The sequence below is a fragment of the Streptococcus sp. 27098_8_23 genome (assembly GCF_041432195.1).
GTDB lineage: Bacteria > Bacillota > Bacilli > Lactobacillales > Streptococcaceae > Streptococcus.
In genome coordinates this window covers 24,500-46,117 of the sequence record NZ_JAPVZF010000004.1, presented here as the reverse complement: position 1 = coordinate 46,117, position 21,618 = coordinate 24,500, and the positions used below count along the sequence as shown (strand labels likewise).

Sequence of the window (21,618 nt, the reverse complement as noted above, 5' to 3'; positions counted from 1 at the left end):
TAAACCGTCTTCCCAGTCTATGCTCTTTTAAGTTCTCGTTAAATACTTCTTACCATTTCACTATACGATTTTTTCAAACGAACGTCCCCCCTAGATCTTCATCGCTTTCATCAGAAAACTGATAATCCGAGTTTATTAAAATACCTACCAATATCCAAAAAATATTGTTATGAAGATAGAAATTCAAATCATCAATCATAGAGTGAAAACTCATCATTATCAAAATAAAAGCAAGAACCCATTGACGACTTTTAATAACTTTAGACAAAGTCAAAGTTAGAACTGAGACCATTAATCCCAGGATGAGTAAGCCAAATCTTTGTAAGATTTGGACATACAAATTGTCCACATACAGATAGGTCTGATAGTTTCTAACACCTTCAACAGTCAGACCATTCCCATTCCAGTAAACTGGTCGTCCGAAAAATCCAAAACCATAGAGATTTAAAGATTTATTAGCCAAGTATATCCGACCACCTAACATATGATTCACTTTAAAAAGAAGATCATTGATAAAAGAATGACTTGAATTGAGATAGGTAACGGAGACCCAAAAACTAATAACTGCATTTACAATAAAGGTTGGTTTAAAAACTTTAATCACATATCCTAACTTTGAAAATAGTTTCGGAAACCATTTTATTAACAAACTGCATGCCAGCAATACACAGGAACTATAAAATGTTAAACGAGAATCCGTTTGATCATATACCCAATAAACTGATAGAGCTAACAGTAGCCATTGCCAGTATTGGATTTTGTTTTGCTTTAAATAAAACACAATAGCAACTATATTCATCAGTAAAACCGAAGGAAATAGAGCATATCTAAAGCCTAGGTAGGCCCGTACTCGAGGACCAGAAATTTCTATATAATTCGTTATTATTCCTAATCTTGCGCTTATGATAACAAAAAACAACAAGCACATACTAACGACTAATGAAGTTTTCGCCACCTTCTTAAAGGGAATATCTCGTAAAGTATAAATAAATAATATACTTACAGGAAGTTCTGAACTGAGAGATGTCATTTTCCCCACTATAAAATAAATGAAAATCGTTGCAAACAAACCAATGAGAGTTCTATAATCATATTTTCTCTTAAACGACTCTTTTATAACCAAAAGAAAGATGGAAAAAGCTATCGCTAATTTATAAACTGTTCCAGGTAGATACCGAGCATAAAAAGTTACATTTAATATCGAAACCGTTAAAAATATCCCTAAAGCAACAAGAGCCAAAAGTTCTGGTACAGATTTTATTTTTAGTACTAATTTCATTCTTATTATTCATCCCTATCTAAAAACTCTGTCCATATTTTTTTCCAAAGAATTTTGCTTGTAAAAAGGACCTCCCTTTTTGAATCAAATCAATTTTTTCCATATAAATGAACGGAATCTCTTTTACCCGCAAATCTTGTTTTGCCAACCAAACATTGAACAAGCGTTCACTGATACGACCAAATAATCTAGCGTCAAAAGCAGAATAGTCTGTAATGTCCAATCTTCTATAGAGTTCATCGATAATAGGGAACAACCATTCACAATAGGCTGCTACATTTTCTTTGGACATGATAAACATATTGAACATATAGCCACTGCGTTGTTTCATGACCTGTTCAAAAGCTTCGATATAATCCGGTCTCAACTCGCTAACAATCTGGCGTGTCACGTCTAAATGATTGACATCGTGAGTATGTGCATAGTGAGAGTATAGCGTTTCAATGTAATATTTCCGTTTTTTAGGAACGATAACATCATAATTCGACATCAAGTTTTTCACTTCTGATTTGGAAAGAATAATGTCATCCATACTAATTGCTTCTCTATATGAGTGTTGTTTTGATGTGAAATATCTACGGTAATGTACCAATCCAAGATAATCACATTCTAAATTTTTCCAAGCCCAATATAATCCTGTCAATTCACAATAATAAGGATTAAGGTGAGAAATATGAACTCCTTGATTATCTGGTTGATAACCTAAATCTTCCTTACCCTCACTACCAACTTGGATAGGGATATACAAGTCCTTATCCTCTGGCATTTGAAATCGTTTATGTGTTGCAACTATGATTCTATACGTTTTAGACATTTCTATATCCTAATTCAATTCCCTTCATCCATAACTAGCTCAACTACCTTTTAATCAAAATTGTAATCATTCTCTATTAAAAAATATCCAACCAAAATAGATTATCACTAAAACTATCTTGACCCAAAAAGATAAAATTGAATACCAAAGATATCCTTTTTGTATTCAATTTTATCTTTATATATTTCACTTTATGCCGACTCAGTTTGAATTCTCAATGAGCTCCTTCACGGGATAACACTCTTCTAATGGTCAAAAAGAAGATTTTGATATCTAACCGTAAAGACTGATTTCTAGGATAATATAATTCCATCTCACAACGTTCAGGATAATATACTCCACTCCTACCAGAAACTTGCCATATCCCTGTAATCCCAGGACGAACAGACAATAAAGTTTCCTGTTCATCCTCGGTATATTCGTCTAGTTCATTTTCAAGAATTGGTCTTGGACCAATAAGACTCATATCACCTAGTAGTACATTTATAAACTGTGGAACCTCATCAATACTTGTTTTTCTTATAAAATCTCCAATATTTGTAAGTCGTGGATCCTCATTTGGTGGCAATTTATAGCTATTCTTTTTATACTTTTCATAGAGTTCCTTATTCGAAATCAGAATTTCTTCTGCATTCTCGACCATCGACCTAAACTTAATGATTTTAAATTTTTTCCCTCTGAGACCTGCTCTGCACTGTGTAAAAAATATACTTCCTTTGTAACCTTTCATTTTATAGATTACAAAGATGACCAGAGAACAGGGTAAAACTATAAATACCGTTCCAAACAAGCCGATAAATACATCCATAGACCTTTTGAAGGCAATATAGATGATCTTGTTTTGTTTCACCTAAAACTCCCCCTTGTAATAATCCCCTTAGATAATTTTCCAACTACAAGATTCCCTACTTTTTCCCATAGTTTCCATATGCTCCATAGGAGCCATATTTTTCAACTGAAGTATTAAATTTATTTAGTACTACTCCTAGAAATGGTTTACTTGTTTGTTCGAGTTGTTCTTTAGCTTTTTGGACATCACGACGATTTGTTTCACCAGCCGCAGTTACTAAAACAGAAGCGTCACACTGCTGCGTGATAATCGCCGCATCGATAACAACTCCAATCGGGGCAGTATCTACAACGATGTAGTCAAAGTACTTGCGTAAGGTATCAATCATGGTCGCAAAATTTTCACTTTGTAACAAAGCTGTTGGGTTTGGTGATACAGAGCCCGCTTGAATGACAAACAGATTTTCAACATTGGTTTCACATAAACCTTGTGATAGGTCTGTTGTGCCTGACAAGAACTCTGTTAGGCCTGTAATCTTTTCACGTGATTTAAAGACACCTGACATGACTGAATTACGGATATCCGCATCGATCAACAGTGTCTTATAGCCTGCACGCGCGAAAGCCCAAGCAATATTGGTAGAAGTTGTTGATTTCCCTTCTCCTGGTTTGACAGACGTAATAGAAATCACTTGCAAGTTATTCCCACTCAATTGAATATTGGTGCGAAGGGCATTATAGTACTCTTCTGCTTTTCTTGCCTGATCCAGTTTTTTATGTGCAATCTCTAACGTTGGCATTTTTCTCTCCTATTTCAATTTATCCAAATTTGGAACTACTCCCAATAGTGCAATTTGCAACACGTCCTCAATATCTTCTGGACGTTTCACTCGTGTATCCAAAATCTCAACAAGGAGAACTGTGACAACCATCACAACCGCCCCCGCAAGGAATCCAACCATGGTATTGCGACGAATATTTGGTGAAGATGGCGATGTTGCAGGACGTGCTTCTTCAAGTGTTGTCACATCCGAAACGCGAGTGACGCTGATGATCTTTTGAGCCGCAACCTCTCTCAAAGAGTTGGCGATACGGCTAGCCTCCTCAGGTGCACGGTCTGTAACAGAAATCGATACAATACGCGTATCCACTGGAACTGTTACCTTGATTTTACTAGCTAGACCTTTTGGAGGGAGTTCTAGTTTCAAATCAGTCGCAACCTTCTCTAAAACGTCTTGCGAGAGAATGATTTCACGATAGTCTTTTACCAAGTAAGATCCGGCTTGCAAGTCTTGGTTAGTCAAGCCAGGCTTATCTCCCTGATTACGATTGACCACATAAATTCGGGTCGTACTCGTAAACTCCGGCTTCACAATAAAACTACTATAGGCAAATGCTACTGTCCCTGTCACGAATGCTACCAAAGCAATTAAAAATTTTCGTTTCCAAAGGATTTTAAGCAAGTGAAATACATCGATTTCCATCATATTTTGTTCTTTCATTTTTTCTCCTAAATCAATTGATCCATTATTATTTTTCGGGGATTATCCTTAAAAAGTTCCTTAGCCTTATCTTCACTGTATTTTTTGGCAATGATATCATAGGCTTCCCCCATATGAGGAGGTCTGTGATCCAAGTTGTGCATATCACTTGCTATCACGTGAACCAGATCTCGTTCCAAGAAATACTGGGCTCTCTTTTTCATAAATTTATAGGTTTCTCCGAAGAGTTTTGGTTTCAAAACATGAGAACTATTAACCTGAGTATAACATCCCATATCAATCAGCTCTCGCACGCGCTTTTCATTATTTTCTAAAGCATCGTAACGTTCAATGTGGGCAATGACGGGTGTAATGCCTAGCATTAGAATATCACTCAACCCCTTATGCATATCTCGATAAGCTGTATTCATACTAAACTCAATCAAAGCATAGCGACTATCGTTAAGGGTTGGGATTAATTTCTTTTCTAACTTCTCAACAACATCTGGCGTATAGTAGATTTCTGCCCCATAGGCAATGATTAGGTCATCCGCAACTTCCTTAGCCATTTCTCGTACCTTCAGAAAGTTGGTTGCAATTTTTTCTTCAGAAGTTTCAAACATTCCTTTTCGTCTATGCGATGTTGAAACGATTGTCCGCACTCCTTGACTATAGGCCTCTCTTAGAAGGTTTTTACTTTCCTCTATCGACTTCGGACCATCGTCCACATCAAAAACGATGTGCGAATGAATATCAATCATTCTACTTGCCCTCCATCACATCATTGATAGCAGCTTTCGCAGCGGCCAAGCTACTTTCATCGATTTCCATCATGTAGAGGTTACTATCTGGCATAGCGTATGAAGGAAGATCCGTGCGTCCAGTTCCCTTCAAGTCTTGAGAGTTGATTTTGTAGTTCCCGCCACTCTCCAATTGAGTATTAACCAGATCCATCATAGTTTCCAAAGGCATATTGGTCTGAAGAGAATCTTGCAATCCCTTGATGATGTTATCGTAGTTTTTTAAAGCCTCAGTTGACGTCAACTTCTGAATAATAGCTACAATAACCTTTTGTTGGTTCCGACCACGATCTCGATCTCCATCTGCTAGAGAGTAGCGCTCACGGACAAAACCAAGAGCCTGCTCAGAGTCTAAATGAACATTCCCAACAGGATAATACTTCCCGTTAGTATGTGCTGTAAACTCCTGATCATTATAGACATCAATTCCACCTAAAAGGTCAATCAACTTCAAGAAAGAGGTAAAGTTTAAGCGCACATAATAGTTAATATCCACTCCATAGAGATTTTCCAAAGTATGAATTGATGAGTCCACTCCATAAATACCAGCGTGGGTCAATTTATCCTTTTGATTATTTCCCCCATCCGCAATCGGAACATAGGAATCTCGAGGCGTTGTAGTCAGAAGAATTTTCTTGGTATCTCGGTTCACAGTCATTAGAATATTCACATCAGAACGAGATACTGAGCTAATCGGACCATAGGTATCAATACCACTCACATAAATATTGAAAGCTTTATTCTTCGATACCTTTGGTGCCGCAACATCCTTAGTTAATTGTTTTGTATAGATTTTTTTGATTTTTGAAGCATAGTCTGGATACTCTGCTTCAATGATATTTTCAAAGACACTATTTAAGACAATTGCTTTCGTTTCGCCAGAAAGCAGGCTCTTATAAGCTGCTAGATAAGAAGCACTCTGCTCAACTGTCAAGTCTTTACTCTGTGTCGTCTTAATATCCGCCACCAACTTTTGGATATTATCATTATCTGTTTCAGTCGGACCTGTTACACTCTCTAACTGAGTCACATTATTGATTTCACTATCTTTCAAAACGACCACACTCATCGAATACTCTGAGTAGTTTGAGGTCGCATTGATATGATTGGTAAAACCGACAAACTGCTGCAAAGCATAGAGAGAAACCGAGCTAACTACGATAGCAAGTGTCAAAAAGAAAACCGTAAACTTCTCGGCTTTTTTATACACTATCAGAAGGATTCCAATTACAGCAGAAACGAGAATAAGAACCGCCGTAAGGATATTGAGGTATCGAAAAGCTAGGATATTATGCTTGAAAATTAAGAACAACAAAAAACCACTCAATAATAAATAAATGGTTGCTAAAACTATATTAATATTTCGTTTTACATTCCCTAAACGAGCTCTCTTTGAATGTCTACTCATTATAATCCCCTATACACGTTAATAGTTATAAATATTATATCACAATCATGGCGGAAATTCCATCCATCCTTGCTATTTTCAGCATTTTCATTCGCTTTTGTTCTCTAAGTTACTCTAAAATATAGGTAAAGTTCCGAATGCCATTCTAGACAAAAAGACAAGGCGCTCAGGGGCAACCTTGTCTGTAATCTTATTTTACGTGGTTTTCAAACTCTTTCTGGCTCTTTTCGATAGCCTTTTTACTTTCTTCTTCCCACTTAGCCTTGGCTTCATCAAATTGTTTCTTGGTAACAGGGTCTTTTTGTAATCTCATGTACTTATAATTATTTCCGTCACCCTTGATACCTACTAGGGAGTAGGCACGTGTAAACGGAGTTACTTTGGTTACAGAGGCTGTACCGCCATTTGACATAGCAGACATGACTAGAGAATTGTCAATCATCCAAGCTTGAGCTTCAGCGTATTTTTCATAACGCTTAGCGACATCTTTGTTCTCTGCATCTGCTTCTTTCAGGAGTTGTGTATAGGTATCGAGCCCCAAACTCTTAATGAGCTCTTGGTCTTCCTTGGCATCAAGACCAAAAATCTTGAGATAGAAGCCAGTTTCAGCATTGAAGGGGTCTAGATAAGTTGATGGATCCTGGTAATCACCAACCCAACCATCAAAGTTTAGGTCGTAGTCACGAGCTGCTGGATTTGGTGCTAGGAAGGCAACATTTCCAAAGTCATCTGTAGAAAGCTGTTGAACATCAATGACGATATTGTCAGAACCTAGTACTGTTTCAAGGGTTTGTTTAACCGAGTTCATACCAGAGACCGCATTTTTATTCGTCTGATCAACAGGGACATCCAAATGGATTGGGAAAGTCACGCCTTGGGCTTCTAATTCCTTTTTAGCTTCCGCAAATTTTGCTTGGGCCTTTTCCTTGTTGAAGTAGGCATCTTGAGCGTCTGCCAAATTGATACCTGACCACTCAGTTCCGTAGTTCACAAGCTTAGAAGCTGTTACTTCTCCAAAGGTCTTATCTCCCACCTGGACAAATGTTGGGGGAACCAGAGTATTACGAAGGGTTTTGCTCGCTGCTTCTTCACCGTTAGATTGAGCAGAGTAGGCTGTTCGATCAATTCCAAAGTTGATAGCCTGACGGAAATTTTTATTTAAGATAGCTATTTGAGCTGATTTCTTTTGGTCGTCCGTTGTTTTAGCGGTATGATTATAGGTTTTGCGGTTGACGTTAAAGTTAAAGTACCAAGATGTCTTGTCTTGTAAGCTATAGACGATATTGTCTTGGTATTTTTCTTTTGTCTTAGCATAGTTCGAACTATTTGGATAGACTCCTGCAATCGAGTAAGCACCACTTTCAAAGTTTCGAATGGTCATCTCCTGATCTGACCCATCAAAGTAAGCTAACTTAACTTTTTCAATGGTTACTTTATCATGGTCATAATAGTGTGGATTCTTCACATATTCGATCGAAGATTTTGATGTGAAATCTTTTAACAGATATGGACCATTATAAAGGATACTGTCTGGTGTCAAGGTACCAAAATCTTTATCCTTTGATTTCAAGAACTCTTCGTTGACTGGGAAAAGGATACTATTGGTTGTCTTTGAATTCCAATACGGTTCTGGTCGAGTCAAAGTGTACTCGACTGTGTAATCATCCAAGGCTTTGACACCGACAGTTGAAAAGTCATTGGTCACACCCGTCACATAGTCATTCAATCCCTTGATTGAATTTTGGATCAGATCCATGGCTTGCCCCTTATTGTCCGCGGCATATTTGATCCCAGTGACAAAATCCTGAGCTTTGACTGAAGCATATTCCTCACCGTCAGCTGTATACCACTTGGCATCTTTTCTAAGCTTGTAGGTATAAGTCAAACCATCTGCTGAAACAGACCAATCCTCCGCAAGAGCAGGTACGAGGTTCCCATAGCTGTCATTTTCTAACAAACCATCTACGAGATTGGTAATAACGGCAGTGTTATCTGCATAATAATCTAGGAGATAGTTAAAAGTTGTTGGATTCGCACTAAATGTTGATGAATAAGTGCTAGTATCTGTATTGGACTGTCCACATGCAGAGAGCAAAATCCCTGTCGCTAAGACAAGACCTGTCCCGATTAGTCTTTTTTTCAGTTTGATCATCATTCACTCCTTTATGTCAGTTTTTATAACATAACCATATTTTATCAAATTTATTCAAAAATGTAAAGTTACTGCCTTTATGACAACTGGTGTCTCAAAACAAAAAGGAAGCACAGTTTCCTGCAACTTCCTTTTCTGTTTATAGATTACTTGACGTGTTTTTCAAGTTCTTTTTGGTATTTGGCATTTGTCTCGATTTTTTCTTGTTGCCATTTCTTGAAGGCTTCTTCGTATTCTTTTGCAGTCACAACGTCATTTTGCAACTCCAAACCTTTGAACACAAATGGGTCTCCCTTGATTCCGACTTGAGAGTATGCTTTTGTAAATGGTACAGTACGGCTAACCGTTGGAGAACCACCTGAAGAAGCAACTGGGATTAAAAGTGAACTATCCGATACCCAAGCTTGAGCTTTAGCATATTTTTCATAACGCTTGTTAAGGTCGCTGGTTTCAGCTGCAGCATCATCCAAGAGTTTCTTGTATTCGTCCAGTCCAACTTGAGCCATCACTTCTGGATCTTGTCCGCGCTTGATCCCCAAGTGTTTAAGGGCAGAACCCTTCTTAGCATCAAGAATGTTGAGGTAGGTAGCTGGGTCTTGATAATCTGGTCCCCAACCAGTTCCGTTCAAGTCATAGTCTTTTTGGGATGGAACCTTGGCTTGAGATGTAATGCTCAATTTCTCATTATCGGTCATTTGAAGGACATCGACAATGACATTTTCAGTACCAAGTGATGATTCGATAGACTGCTTGAGTGAGTTGGTTTGTTGAACCGCGATTACATCTGTTTGTTCAACCGGGATATCCAAATGGATTGGGAAGGTAACCCCCTTGGCTTGCAATTCTTCCTTGGCTTTAGCAAAGGCTGCCTTAGCTTTTTCAGGACTGTAAATCGTATCCTTGCCATCTGTAAGGGTTACATCTTTCCACTGGTCTCCATATGAAACGAGCTCTGCCTGTGCCAACTCTCCAAAGGTTTTTTCACCCACTTGAACGTAGTCATGTGGCACTAGGCTGTTACGGATAATCTTGTTCGCACCTTCTTCACCATTCAACTGAGCAGTGTAAGAATGACGATCAAGAGCAAAGTTCAGCGCCTGACGGAAGTTCTTGTTGAGAAGAGCTTCTTTCGTTGAAGTTTTTTGAGCCTCGTCTGTTTTGGCTGTTTTATTATAAGATTGGCGGTTTACGTTAACAGTGAGGTAGTAGCTAGTCGCTTCTTGTGGACTGTAAACAATCTTATCTCCGTACTCTTGTTTAGTTGACTCAAAATTTGAACTTGTTGGGAAGAGACGGGCAGTTGTATAAGAACCTTGTGTAAAGCTACGAATCAAGGATTCTTGGTCTGATCCATCGTAGAAAGTTAGTTTAATATTGTCAATCTTGACATTGTCCTTATCCCAGTAGTTTGGATTCTTTTCATATTCAATGACTGATTTTGAAGTCAATGATTTCAAGAAATAAGGACCATTATATAGGATACCTGATGGGGTTGGTGCACCGTAGTCGCTCCCTTTAGAATTCAAAAATTCTTCATTAACTGGAAGCATGGTTGCAGTTGTGACCTTAGAGTTCCAGAAACTTTCTGGTTTGTTGAGCGTGTATTCTACCGTGTAATCATCAACAGCCTTAACTCCTACGGTAGAGAAATCATTGCTCTCACCACTAACATACTCTGCCAAACCTTTGATAGAATCCTGAATCAAAGAAAGACCATCTGATTTCCCGTCAGCAGCATGTTTAAGCCCAGTAACAAAGTCTTTGGCCTTAACTTCAGCGTATTCTTCTCCATCAGAAGTATACCATTTTACACCCTTACGAAGTTTGTAGGTGTAAGTCAAACCATCCTTTGAAACAGACCAGTCTTCTGCAAGTGATGGAATTAAGTTCCCATACTTATCATTTTCCAAAAGACCATCAACAACGTTTGCTATAACATCAGAGGTTGAGCTCTTGCTCGTCACACTATAGTCCAAAGAAGATGGATCCATAGCGTAGACATAAGAGAATGTCTTGGGAGCATCCGCTTTCTTTTCACTTTGCCCACAAGCAGTTAACAGTAGGGCCGCACTCAAAACAGCACCTGCTCCTAAGAGCCACTTTTTCGATTTCATAAGTAATCTCCTTAAAGATAGTGTTTTCACCATTATACCCTATTTTTTCATAAAAGCAAGGACTTTAGCCAGATTTTTTAGAAAATTCTAACAAATATTTTTTAGAGGCTTTTCTATATATTTTTTAGTAAAAGAACCCCAAGCATCAAAGGCTTGAGGTTCACTTATTTTAATCCGTTAGTTCCACACAGAAGGCATCCCATGGAGCCAAGGTTTGTTTTTCAACTGCTTCTTTAGCAGTAGTGTTTTCAATCAAGATTGACTTAACTCTTCCTTCTACTGAAAAGTTTTGTTTTTCATTGGACAAGTTAGCCACAACTAGGAAACGACGGTCACCGTCCTTACGGATATAGGCAAAGATCTTGTCAGCTGTATCAAGCAATTCAAAGTCAGCTCGAATCAGCCAGCTGTTCTCCTTACGGATTTGCACGAGTTTTTGATAAGTATAGAAAATCGAATCTGGGTTTGCTAGTGCTTCTTGAACGTTGATTTCTTGATAGTTTGGATTAACTGCCAACCAAGGTTGACCTGTTGAGAAGCCAGCGTTGTTGCTCTCGTCCCATTGCATCGGGGTACGGGCATTATCACGTCCGATGACACGGATACTGTCCATAATTTCCTCGAGCGGAACACCTTTTTCAAGAGCTTCACGCGCATAGTTGAGGGATTCAATATCTTCTACTTGGTCCAGTGTTTCAAAAGGATAGTTGGTCATTCCAATCTCTTCACCCTGATAGATATAAGGCGTCCCTCTCATGAGATGAAGCAAGATTGCAAAGGCTTTGGCAGATTTTTCACGGTATTCTTGGTCATTTCCCCAGATTGAGACGATGCGAGGAAGGTCATGATTGTTCCAGAAGAGGGAATTCCAGCCATCTTCAACTCCCAACTCTGTCTGCCATTTGTTGAAGATTTCTTTTAATTTCCCTACATTTAACTCTTTTTGGTAATGCCACTTAGGTTGCCCTTCCTGATACTGAAGACAGATGTGTTCAAACTGGAAGACCATAGACAATTCTTGTCCCTTTGGATCAGAGTAGAATTTGGCAATCTCTGGCGTTGCCCCCCATGTTTCCCCTACTGTCAAAAGATCTTTGTCGCCAAAGGTCGCCTGATTCATTTCCTTGAGATAGGGATGGAGCATAGGACCATTATTCACTACCTTCTCATCAGGAATTTTCCCAATCATGTCAATGACATCCATACGGAAACCACCAATACCTTTATCAATCCAGAAGTTCATCATCTCATAGATTTTCTGACGAAGTTTTTCATTCTCCCAGTTGAGATCCGGCTGTTTCTTACTGAAAAAGTGGAGATAGTATTGACCCGACTTTTCATCGTATTCCCAAGCAGACCCACTAAAGATAGACTCCAAATCATTGGGCTCATCTCGCCAGATATAGTAGTCACGCTCAGGGCTATCAGGATTCTCACAAGCCTTGACAAACCATGCGTGTTCATCTGAGGTATGATTGACCACCAAGTCCATGATAATTCGAATATCACGTTTCTTAGCTTCTGCGATGAGTTGGTCCATGTCCTCCATGGTTCCGAAAATAGCTGCAATCGCTTGATAATCAGCAATATCGTAGCCATTATCATCCATAGGGCTATCATAAACAGGAGAAAGCCAAATCGCTGTGATTCCTAACTTGGCTAGATAGTCCAACTTACTAGTAATTCCTGGCAAATCGCCAATCCCATCTCCGTTGCTATCCATAAAACTCTTTGGATAGACTTGATAGACTACGGCATTGTGCCACCATTTTTCTTGCATCTTCTTACCTCATTATTTTAATAATCTATAGTCTATGATAGCGCTTTTTTAAACTTAGTGCAAGCGTTTGCCTAATCTTTTTGATTTCTTTTTTGACTCCGTAGTTTCCTATCTTCCAATTTTTTATTATAATAGAGATCAGAGGTAAAAAAATGAAAAAACAAGCTTTTAGTTCTGAACAATATTTGAATCTACAGCGCGATCATATCTTGGAGCGCATCAACCAATTTGACGGCAAGCTCTATTTGGAGTTTGGTGGCAAAATGTTAGAAGATTTCCACGCTGCTCGTGTCCTTCCTGGTTATGAGCCTGACAATAAAATCAAGCTCTTGCAAGAATTGAAAGAGCAGGTTGAAGTTGTGATCGCCATTAACGCAAGCAACATCGAGCATTCTAAAGCGCGTGGCGACCTAGGCATTTCTTATGACCAAGAAGTTCTTCGTTTGATTGATAAATTTAACGAATTGGGAATTTTTGTTGGCTCAGTTGTCATCACACAATACGCTGGCCAACCTGCTGCAGATGCCTTCCGCAACCAGCTTGAGAAAAATGGGATTGATTCTTATCTTCATTATCCAATCAAAGGATATCCGACGGATATGGATCACATTATTTCTCCCGAAGGCATGGGGAAAAACGACTACATCAAAACCAGTCGCAACTTGATCGTCGTGACAGCTCCTGGACCTGGTTCTGGAAAATTGGCAACTTGTATGTCCAATATGTACCATGACCAACTCAATGGCATCAAGTCTGGTTACGCTAAGTTTGAAACCTTCCCAGTCTGGAACCTGCCCCTTCATCATCCAGTCAACTTGGCCTATGAGGCTGCCACCGCAGACCTTGACGATGTCAATATGATTGACCCTTTCCATCTCCAAACCTACGGAGAAACCACTGTCAACTACAACCGTGATATCGAAATCTTCCCAGTTCTCAAACGTATGTTGGAACGTATCCTAGGTGAATCTCCATACGCTTCACCAACAGACATGGGTGTCAACATGGTTGGTTTCGCTATTACAGATGATGAAGCTGCTGTCGAAGCTTCTAAACAAGAAATCATCCGTCGCTACTATCAAACTGTTCTTGATTTTAAAGCTGAAAAAGTCGGAGAAACTGCTGTCAAGAAGATTGAACTTCTCATGAACGACCTCGGTATCACACCTGCAGACCGCAAGGTTGCTGTCGCAGCACGCCAAAAGGCAGAAGAAACTGGTGGCCCTGCCCTAGCCCTTGAATTGCCAAATGGGGAAATCGTGACTGGTAAAAACTCTGAACTCTTTGGTCCTACAGCTGCTGCCTTGATCAATGCTATCAAAAAATCAGCTGACATCGCTAAGGAAGTGAAACTAATCGAGCCTGAAGTCGTCAAACCAATTCAAGGTCTTAAAATCGATCATCTAGGTAGCCGCAATCCTCGCCTCCACTCAAATGAAATTTTGATTGCACTTGCAATCACAGCTATGGAAAATCCTGATGCTGCGCGTGCCATGGAAGAACTTGGGAATCTCAAAGGAAGCGAAGCTCATTCAACCATCATCTTGACCGATGAAGACAAGAACGTCCTTCGCAAACTAGGTATCAACGTAACCTTTGACCCATTCTACCAATACGATCGCTTGTATCGCAAATAAAAACTCAAACCTCTCCTTTCTTGGAGAGGTTTTCTCTCTGTTTCAACAGCACCCTTTATGTTATAATGAAAGAAGAAAACTGAAAGGAACTACCATGTCAAAAGAAGTTATTGTTGAAAGTTTTGAACTTGACCACACCATTGTCAAAGCACCCTATGTTCGCTTGATTGGAGAAGAAACAGGGCCAAAGGGAGATGTCATCTCCAACTTTGATATCCGCTTGGTACAACCAAACGAAGACTCAATCCCTACTGCTGGGCTTCACACTATCGAACACCTCTTGGCCAAACTCATCCGTACTCGAATCGACGGCATGATTGACTGTTCGCCATTTGGTTGCCGTACAGGCTTCCACATGATTATGTGGGGACGCCATACTAGCGCTGAAATCGCTACTGTCATCAAGGATTCACTAAAGGAAATCGCTGAAACTACTACTTGGGAAGATGTCCCTGGAACAACCATCGAATCTTGCGGAAACTACAAGGACCACAGCCTCTTTTCTGCTAAAGAATGGGCAAAACTCATCCTAGAACAAGGAATCTCAGATGATGCCTTTGAGCGCCATGTCATCTAAACACAAAAAGGAACCAGCTTTTTAGCTAGTTCCTTCTTTTTTTATTCTCAAAATCTTGAGTTAGGCTTTTTCACGAATGACCAAAACGCCATCTTCCATATCTGCTTCCAAATGTTTGGCATCTAGATGATCCAAGTGGAAGTCCGTCACCTTATCACGGATTTGTTGTTCCACCACGCGACGGAGAGGACGAACACCCATAACTTCGTCATAGCCTTCTTCTGTGATAAAGTCCTTAGCTGCTTGGATGACTTCCAAATCAATGTCTTTCTTAGCCAAGGTTTGGTTAACTTCAGCCAACATCAAGTCCACAATCTTAGAAAGATCTTCCTTATTCAAGTGTGAGAACTCGATAACTGCGTTAAAGCGGTTAAGGAACTCTGGACGGAAGTATGGTTTCAAACGATCCATCAATTCTGGTTTATCCGCATCTTCTGTCAAGTTGGCTTCATAGCCAAATCCAGCATTTGATGTCGCGATAATGACAGTGTTCTTGAAGTTCACTGTATTTCCTTGACCATCAGTCAAACGACCATCATCCAAGACCTGAAGGAGAAGGGTGATTACTTGAGGATCAGCCTTTTCAATTTCGTCCAAGAGAATGATAGAGTATGGATTGCGACGAACACGTTCTGTCAAGGTATTGCTATTATCATCATACCCCACATAACCTGCTGTTGTACCGATCAACTTAGATACGGCTGTGCGGTCACTGTATTCAGACATATCCAAACGGATAATCGCATCCTTCGTTCCAAACATATCGAGCGCCAATTGCTTAGCAAGCTCCGTCTTACCAACTCCAGTAGGCCCTACAAAGAGGAAGCTACCGATTGGGCGATTGCCTTCATCAAAACCAGCACGGTTACGACGGATAGCACGAGCTACAGCTTCAACTGCCTTGTCTTGGCCGATTACCTTCTGTTCCAAGCGATGAGCCATATCTTTCAAACGTTCGATATCTGACGCTCCCATTTGAGATACCGGAATACCAGTCATACGTTCCACAGATTCAGCCACATCGTTGATGCTTGCAGTCACTTTCATGTCTTCTGTGTGGTTTTCGACTTTTTTCTCTAATTCTGCAATACGTGTTTTAGCATTGAGAGCTGCTTCAAAGTCTTCTGCCTCAACTGCTTTTTCTTGCTTGTCTTTTTCTGCCTCAATTTCCCGTTCAACAGCATGAACATCTGTTACAGGATGTTGAGCTGCCAAGTGAGCAGCCGTTACATCGACAAGGTCAATAGCCTTATCTGGCAAGCTGCGTTGTGGAATGTATTGGATAGAATAATCCACTGCTGCTTTCAAGACTTCGTCTGGCAAGATAACATTGTGATGTTGTTGATAGAGGTCACGAATTCCTTGAAGGATTTTAAAGGTATCCTCTGCTGAAGGAGCATTGACCTTCACTTCGTTGAAACGACGAGCAAGAGCTGCATTTTTCAAGATGGTGTTACGGTATTCGTCTTGAGTCGTTGCCCCAATCACTGTCAACTCACCACGAGAGAGAGCTGGTTTGAGAATATCTGCAAGACCTTTAGAACCACTATCTCCACCGATTGAGCCAGCGCCAAGGATTTGGTGAATTTCATCAAAGAAGAGGATAATATTCCCTGCTTCTTTCACTTCATTGACTAAGTTTTGAACGTTTTCTTCAAAGCTACCACGGTATTGAGTACCAGCCTCAAGACCTGAGATGTCAATGGAAATAATTTCCTTGTTCTTAATAGCAGCTGGAACATCTCCATTCACAATGGCTTGCGCTAGACCTTCGACAACGGCTGTCTTACCAACACCCGCATCTCCGACCAGAACAGGATTATTTTTCGTACGACGTGAGAGGATTTCAGATGTTTCTTGAATTTCCTTGTTTCGTCCGATAACAGGATCCAACTTACCCTCACGAGCTTCCGCTGTCAAGTTACGACCTAGTTTAGCAAGGACACCGTCTTGTTTCATACCTGAAACGTGTTGTTGCATTTGTCCATCAACTTCTGCATTTCCTGGCAATTGACCAGTTGCACGATAATGAGCAAATTCCTCAGGTGTCACTTCACGTCCATTAATCAAGTAGCGACGGTTTTCAGAACTGTATCCTCGCATACCACCCATCAATTGGTTAAATAAATCATCCATGTTGTTAAAGTTATTAAAGTTGTTGTTCATATTCTTTACCTCGTTTATTCTTAATTATATGCGATCTCTGATATTGACTATCTTTGACCTTTGTTTTAAAAATTTTAGACTAGCTAACTAGCTACCCTACGTATAATTTCTGGTTTTTCTTTCTTAAATAAGCCTTTTATCATCTTCTTTTCAAAATCTGTTAGATTTAACATAGGCCTCACCCCTTTCTAGGGTATCTATCGTACATTTTCAATAAATAGAATCATTGAAAATGAAGTTTTCTAAGGAATTCATTTTCCTTATGTTCCTACTATATCACATTAGTCAGTAAAAGTCAATAGTTTTTTGACCAAATTTGACTATTTTTTAAAAATTTTTTGAAGTACAAAAAAAGCCTCTAGAAAACGAATTTTCTAGAGACTTCCTCTATCAAGTTTAAGAGAGAAGAAATATTCTCACTTACCAAGTTTCATGTTTCTTCTACAAAAGCTTAAGCTTTGCGTTTTACGAAGAATACCAATCCACTCAATGCCAAGACTACAAATCCAAGCGCAGAAAGGACAGAGGTTGCTTCCCCTGTGTTTGGAAGTTCAGCTTTACCTTTAGTCTCAGTAGCTGGAGGTGCTGGTTTTGGATCCTCTTTTTGTCCTGGATCAGTTGGTTCTGTTCCTGGAGTTGGATTTGTTCCTGGATTATTTGGCGTTGGATCTGGTGTTGGTGCTGGATCTGGCGTTGTTCCTGGATTATTTGGAGCTGGATTTGGTTCTGGCGTTGGTGTTGGAACAGTGTATTTATTTGTAAATACAACTTCTTTACCATCTGCATATGAGACAGTCGCAGTCAAGAGACCTTGACCATCCGCAACTACAGTGACTGTTACAGTGTGCTCAGTCTTATCGTATTCAATACCCTCTTCAGTACCAACTTTTTCAACCAAGGTATAAGCGTAAGTACCTGCTTCTTCGAATGAACGAACAAAGGCTACTTTACCTTCGGCAGTATTCTTAGCTGTAGCTACAACGGCGCCTTTCTCTTTCAATTCGAAAGTATAAGCATCAGCCGCAAGTTCTTTACCTTCAAGTTTCTTAGTTGCTTCAATCGTAGCTTCTACCGCTGGTGCTTTGAAGCTATTCTTGAAGACATTACCTGCTGGATATTCAACAGCTGCCTTCAAGGCGTTGGTTGCTGCATCTTTGGTTACTGTTACCTTTGCAGTCTTTTCTGTATCGTAAGTAATACCAGTTGCTCCAGCATTCACTTCTTTTACAGTATAAGTATGAACACCTTCTGCATCATAGTTGATTGTATTAAATGTTACTTTCCCACCTTGGTTTGTTTTTGTATCAATTTTTTGTCCATCTTTGTACAATTCAAATTGAAATTCACCATCAACCAAAGTACGACCAGTCAATTCTTTCGTAAATTCAAGTGTTGCTGATGTAGCTGTTGGAACTGGTGCTGTATAAGTATTTGTGAAGACCCGTTCTGTATCCGCATCTTCTACAGTCGCAACCAATTGGCCTTTACCATCATCCGCAACAGTGATGAACACTTCATACGCATTTTGATCATAAGTGATTGTTTTATCGTCACCAGCTTTTTCAGTAATAGTATAAGCGTAATCGCCTGCTGCTGAGAAAGTGACGTTGAAGACAACTTCTCCTGAGGCAGTATTCTTAGCCGTAGCTACAAGGTCTGAACCTTCTTTCAGTTCAAATGTGTAAGCATCAGCTTCAAGCGCTTTGCCTTTCAAGACTTTCTTAGCTTTGATTGTAGCCTGTGTAGGTTCCGCTTTATAGTCATTAACGAAGACCGGTGTTTCACTTGTAACTGTCGCGACAAGTTGACCTGAGCCATTATCTTTGACTTCTACAGTTACTGGATGTTCTGTTTTATCATAAGTTACACCAAGTTTATTGCCAACCTTTTCTGTAATAGTATAGTTATATACTCCTGCTGTTGAATAGCTAATTTCAGAAAAACGAATCAATCCGCCAGCAGCATTCTTTGCTGTCGCAATAACCTTGTCACCCTCTTTCAATTCAAACTCAAACTCATCTATCTCTAGCTCTTTACCATTCAAAACTTTTTTAGCTTCAATAGCAATTTTTGCTGGAGCTGCTTTATAAGTATTAGTAAAAGTTGGGTTGTTACCTGTAACAGCTACAACAAGTTGACCTTGACCGTTATCTGTAACGTTTACCTTAACTTCGTGTTTAGCAGTATCGTATGTCACACCTTTTTCACTACCTGCTTTTTCTGAGATAGTGTAAGTGTGGTCGCCTGCTTCATTGTATTCGATTTCTTTGAAAGTAACAGTTCCATCTGCAGCGTTTTTAGCTGTTGAAACAACTTTGTCACCTTCTTTAAGTTCGAATTCATATTTATCAGCTTCAAGGTCTTTACCATTCAAGACTTTCTTAGCTGTGATAGTAGCTGTTGCTGGAGCTGCTTTATAGGTGTTGGTGAAGGTTGGGTTGTTATCTGTAACAGTTGAAACAAGTTGACCTTGACCATTATCTGTAACGTTTACCTTAACTTCGTGTTTAGCAGTATCGTATGTCACACCTTTTTCACTACCTGCTTTTTCAGTGATAGTGTAAGTGTAATCACCTGCTGTTTCGAACTCAATTTCTTTGAAAGTAACGGTGCCGTCTGCAGCGTTTTTAGCTGTTGAAACAACTTTGTCACCTTCTTTAAGCTCGAATTCGTATTTATCAGCTTCAAGTTCTTTACCGTTCAAGACTTTCTTAGCTGTGATAGTTTCTTTAGCTGGAGTTGCTTTATAGGTGTTAGTGAAAGTTGGTTCTGCAGATGTGACAGTTGCTGTTAAAACTCCACTTTGGAAAGTTGCTGCTACAGTAACTTCCTTGGCTTCTGTATCAAATGTAACGCCTGTAACTGCTGTTGAAGTGTCTTCTTTGATGATGTAGTGATAAGTTCCCGCACCTTTTACTTGGAGATTCTCAAAGGTAATAGTCCCATCAGCTTTTGATTTTGCTGTAGCTACAGGATCCTTCAAGTTCTCTGCAGTAAACAGGTTAAAGGTAAACTCATCTGCTTTTGGAAGTTTATCTGTACGTCCTTCTACTACTTTCTTAGCCGTCACATTGAATACAGCTGGAACAGGTTCGTCTTTAAGATGAATAGTAGAACCCGCAGCACCGAGTTTGACTGTATACTCTTTTTCATCTAGTTTATAACCTGCTGGAGCAGTCTTCTCTTTGATCTTGAACGTTTTACCTTCCCATTTCTGATCATAAGTTTTCGTAAGCGCTACTCCTTTTTCATTCGTAGTCACTTCTGTTGTTTCACTTGCATCATCTGCTGCTGTCACAGTATATACTGCACCGGAAACTGGAGCAAGAGTGAAGGCATCAGTCTTATGAATCTTAATTTGGTAGGCAGTAGATGCTACAATCGTACCAGAAATCAAAGATGTCGCCTCAGCTGTCATATCAAGTGCTCCCGGACGACTTGTATTCTGCGCTAATTTAGTCCCGTCAGCCAACGACAGAGCAACCCTATTTCCTACTTTACTTCCATCATTAGGAGTTGTTGTGTTATAAGATACTATATAAGAGGTCGTTCCATCTTTAAAAATGATATCGAATGAAGTATAGTTTTCGTTCCACGAAACGGTATAGTCTTGTCCCTCAGTTAACAATACTGCATCATCTGGAACAGCAGAAGTCCCAACAGTGATATCTGCCTTATATACTTTTAGAGTCTCAGGAATATACTGTGCGGGAGTGTAACTAGTATCATCATTTGGTATAGTATCATGTAATACAATATTTTGTCCTAAGTCTTGTTTCTCTGTATTTACACGTACACGCCAGACAGACCATGCATCTCCCTTGCTAACCGAACCAATCTCAGCCAGTTTTGGAGAGTTCCAACTTTCAAGGGCAGCACGACCCCCAATTTTAGCGTAATTTTCAGTACCAACTTTGGGACCATCTATTGTTTTTGATGAATAAATGTGAGTCACTTCTTGCTTCAATGAGGATGAATTAAAGTTAATGCGGGTTTTATTCTGATCTTTTAAGAATCTAAAAGAAACAGAAAAATTCCCTGACACATCCTTTACCTTATCTCCACCAGTTTTCTCTAAATATTTATCCAGGTTTTTTAAGGTGATTTTTGCTTTCCCACCTTGATCAGTACCATTTGAAGTCACTTCAGCTTCTCCAATAGTAACTTTTGTTGTCGGATCAATTAAATCCTGACTCCCCTCATAAACTGCCATAGGAGCAGGTATATCAAAGGTAAAATAATCTCCATTATTCAGATGTTCATTATACTGTTTGAGATCAAAGGTCACGCGAAGCTTATATGCTAAATTCGTACGAAGCTCGAAATCTCCTTCTGAACTCACATTTTGCTTAGTATCTGAAGCATCTAACAGATCAATGCCTGTAATTACTTGTGTTAATTCTTTTGATACTGGATTATCTGCTTTAACAATGCCTACTAAAACAGATGCTAGAGCTAAAATAGCAAAAACTAACGCAGAAAATTTAGAAAGCATTTTTAACGCTTTGCTTTTCGACATTTCTTCTCCTCTTTTCTATATGAAATTTTTATTTCTAATCTCCCTAAGAGATTACATCATAACATTTTGACAACCTCTATCACTAACTAGAGTTTGTCTATT

General features: G+C 39.4%; 14 protein-coding genes. 2 read left to right on the top strand and 12 right to left on the bottom strand.

Features of this window, described 5'->3' with window-relative positions; all coding sequences use genetic code 11:
- Positions 1–73: 73 nt before the first annotated feature.
- The 10 genes from O3652_RS06905 to O3652_RS06860 form a co-directional block, all read right to left on the bottom strand.
- Positions 74–1,279, bottom strand: coding sequence for a polymerase (locus tag O3652_RS06905; protein WP_371590193.1), 1,206 nt, complete (start codon positions 1,277–1,279; stop codon positions 74–76).
- Between the two features lie 19 nt (positions 1,280–1,298).
- Positions 1,299–2,093 (bottom strand): DUF4422 domain-containing protein, encoded by a 795-nt coding sequence (locus O3652_RS06900; protein WP_125388648.1) that lies wholly within the window; start codon positions 2,091–2,093, stop codon positions 1,299–1,301.
- A 214-nt stretch (positions 2,094–2,307) separates the two neighbouring features.
- A complete protein-coding gene (locus O3652_RS06895; RefSeq protein ID WP_371590223.1) occupies positions 2,308–2,901 on the bottom strand; it encodes a sugar transferase in 594 nt (197 codons plus the stop codon).
- Between the two features lie 97 nt (positions 2,902–2,998).
- Complete coding sequence (locus tag O3652_RS06890; RefSeq protein WP_001142498.1) at positions 2,999–3,682, bottom strand: tyrosine-protein kinase; 684 nt, start codon at positions 3,680–3,682, stop codon at positions 2,999–3,001.
- 9 nt (positions 3,683–3,691) lie between these two features.
- Positions 3,692–4,384, bottom strand: coding sequence for a capsular polysaccharide biosynthesis protein CpsC (gene cpsC, locus O3652_RS06885; RefSeq protein ID WP_125413569.1), 693 nt, complete (start codon positions 4,382–4,384; stop codon positions 3,692–3,694).
- A gap of 8 nt (positions 4,385–4,392) precedes the next feature.
- Positions 4,393–5,124, bottom strand: coding sequence for a capsular polysaccharide biosynthesis protein Cps4B (cps4B, locus tag O3652_RS06880; protein WP_125413570.1), 732 nt, complete (start codon positions 5,122–5,124; stop codon positions 4,393–4,395).
- Position 5,125: 1 nt separating this feature from the next.
- Entirely contained in the window at positions 5,126–6,571 is a 1,446-nt protein-coding gene (locus O3652_RS06875) for an LCP family protein (RefSeq protein ID WP_125413571.1), read from the bottom strand.
- A 190-nt stretch (positions 6,572–6,761) separates the two neighbouring features.
- Complete coding sequence (locus tag O3652_RS06870; protein ID WP_125413572.1) at positions 6,762–8,723, bottom strand: peptide ABC transporter substrate-binding protein; 1,962 nt, start codon at positions 8,721–8,723, stop codon at positions 6,762–6,764.
- A gap of 146 nt (positions 8,724–8,869) precedes the next feature.
- A complete protein-coding gene (locus O3652_RS06865; protein ID WP_125413573.1) occupies positions 8,870–10,837 on the bottom strand; it encodes a peptide ABC transporter substrate-binding protein in 1,968 nt (655 codons plus the stop codon).
- Positions 10,838–11,006: 169 nt separating this feature from the next.
- Positions 11,007–12,617 (bottom strand): alpha-glucosidase, encoded by a 1,611-nt coding sequence (locus O3652_RS06860; protein WP_125413574.1) that lies wholly within the window; start codon positions 12,615–12,617, stop codon positions 11,007–11,009.
- Between the two features lie 152 nt (positions 12,618–12,769).
- Between O3652_RS06860 and O3652_RS06855 the strand changes: the two genes are divergently transcribed.
- The gene (locus O3652_RS06855; protein ID WP_125413575.1) at positions 12,770–14,254 is read left to right on the top strand and encodes a DUF1846 domain-containing protein; all 1,485 of its coding nucleotides are present in this window, start codon (positions 12,770–12,772) and stop codon (positions 14,252–14,254) included.
- 94 nt (positions 14,255–14,348) lie between these two features.
- Complete coding sequence (locus O3652_RS06850) at positions 14,349–14,831, top strand: S-ribosylhomocysteine lyase (protein WP_050275547.1); 483 nt, start codon at positions 14,349–14,351, stop codon at positions 14,829–14,831.
- A 60-nt stretch (positions 14,832–14,891) separates the two neighbouring features.
- Here the strand turns inward: O3652_RS06850 and O3652_RS06845 are convergent, their stop codons facing one another.
- Together O3652_RS06845 and O3652_RS06840 are read right to left on the bottom strand one after the other, a co-directional pair.
- Complete coding sequence (locus O3652_RS06845; protein ID WP_125413576.1) at positions 14,892–16,997, bottom strand: ATP-dependent Clp protease ATP-binding subunit; 2,106 nt, start codon at positions 16,995–16,997, stop codon at positions 14,892–14,894.
- A 451-nt stretch (positions 16,998–17,448) separates the two neighbouring features.
- A complete protein-coding gene (locus O3652_RS06840; protein WP_125413577.1) occupies positions 17,449–21,516 on the bottom strand; it encodes a Spy0128 family protein in 4,068 nt (1,355 codons plus the stop codon).
- Positions 21,517–21,618: the final 102 nt, after the last annotated feature.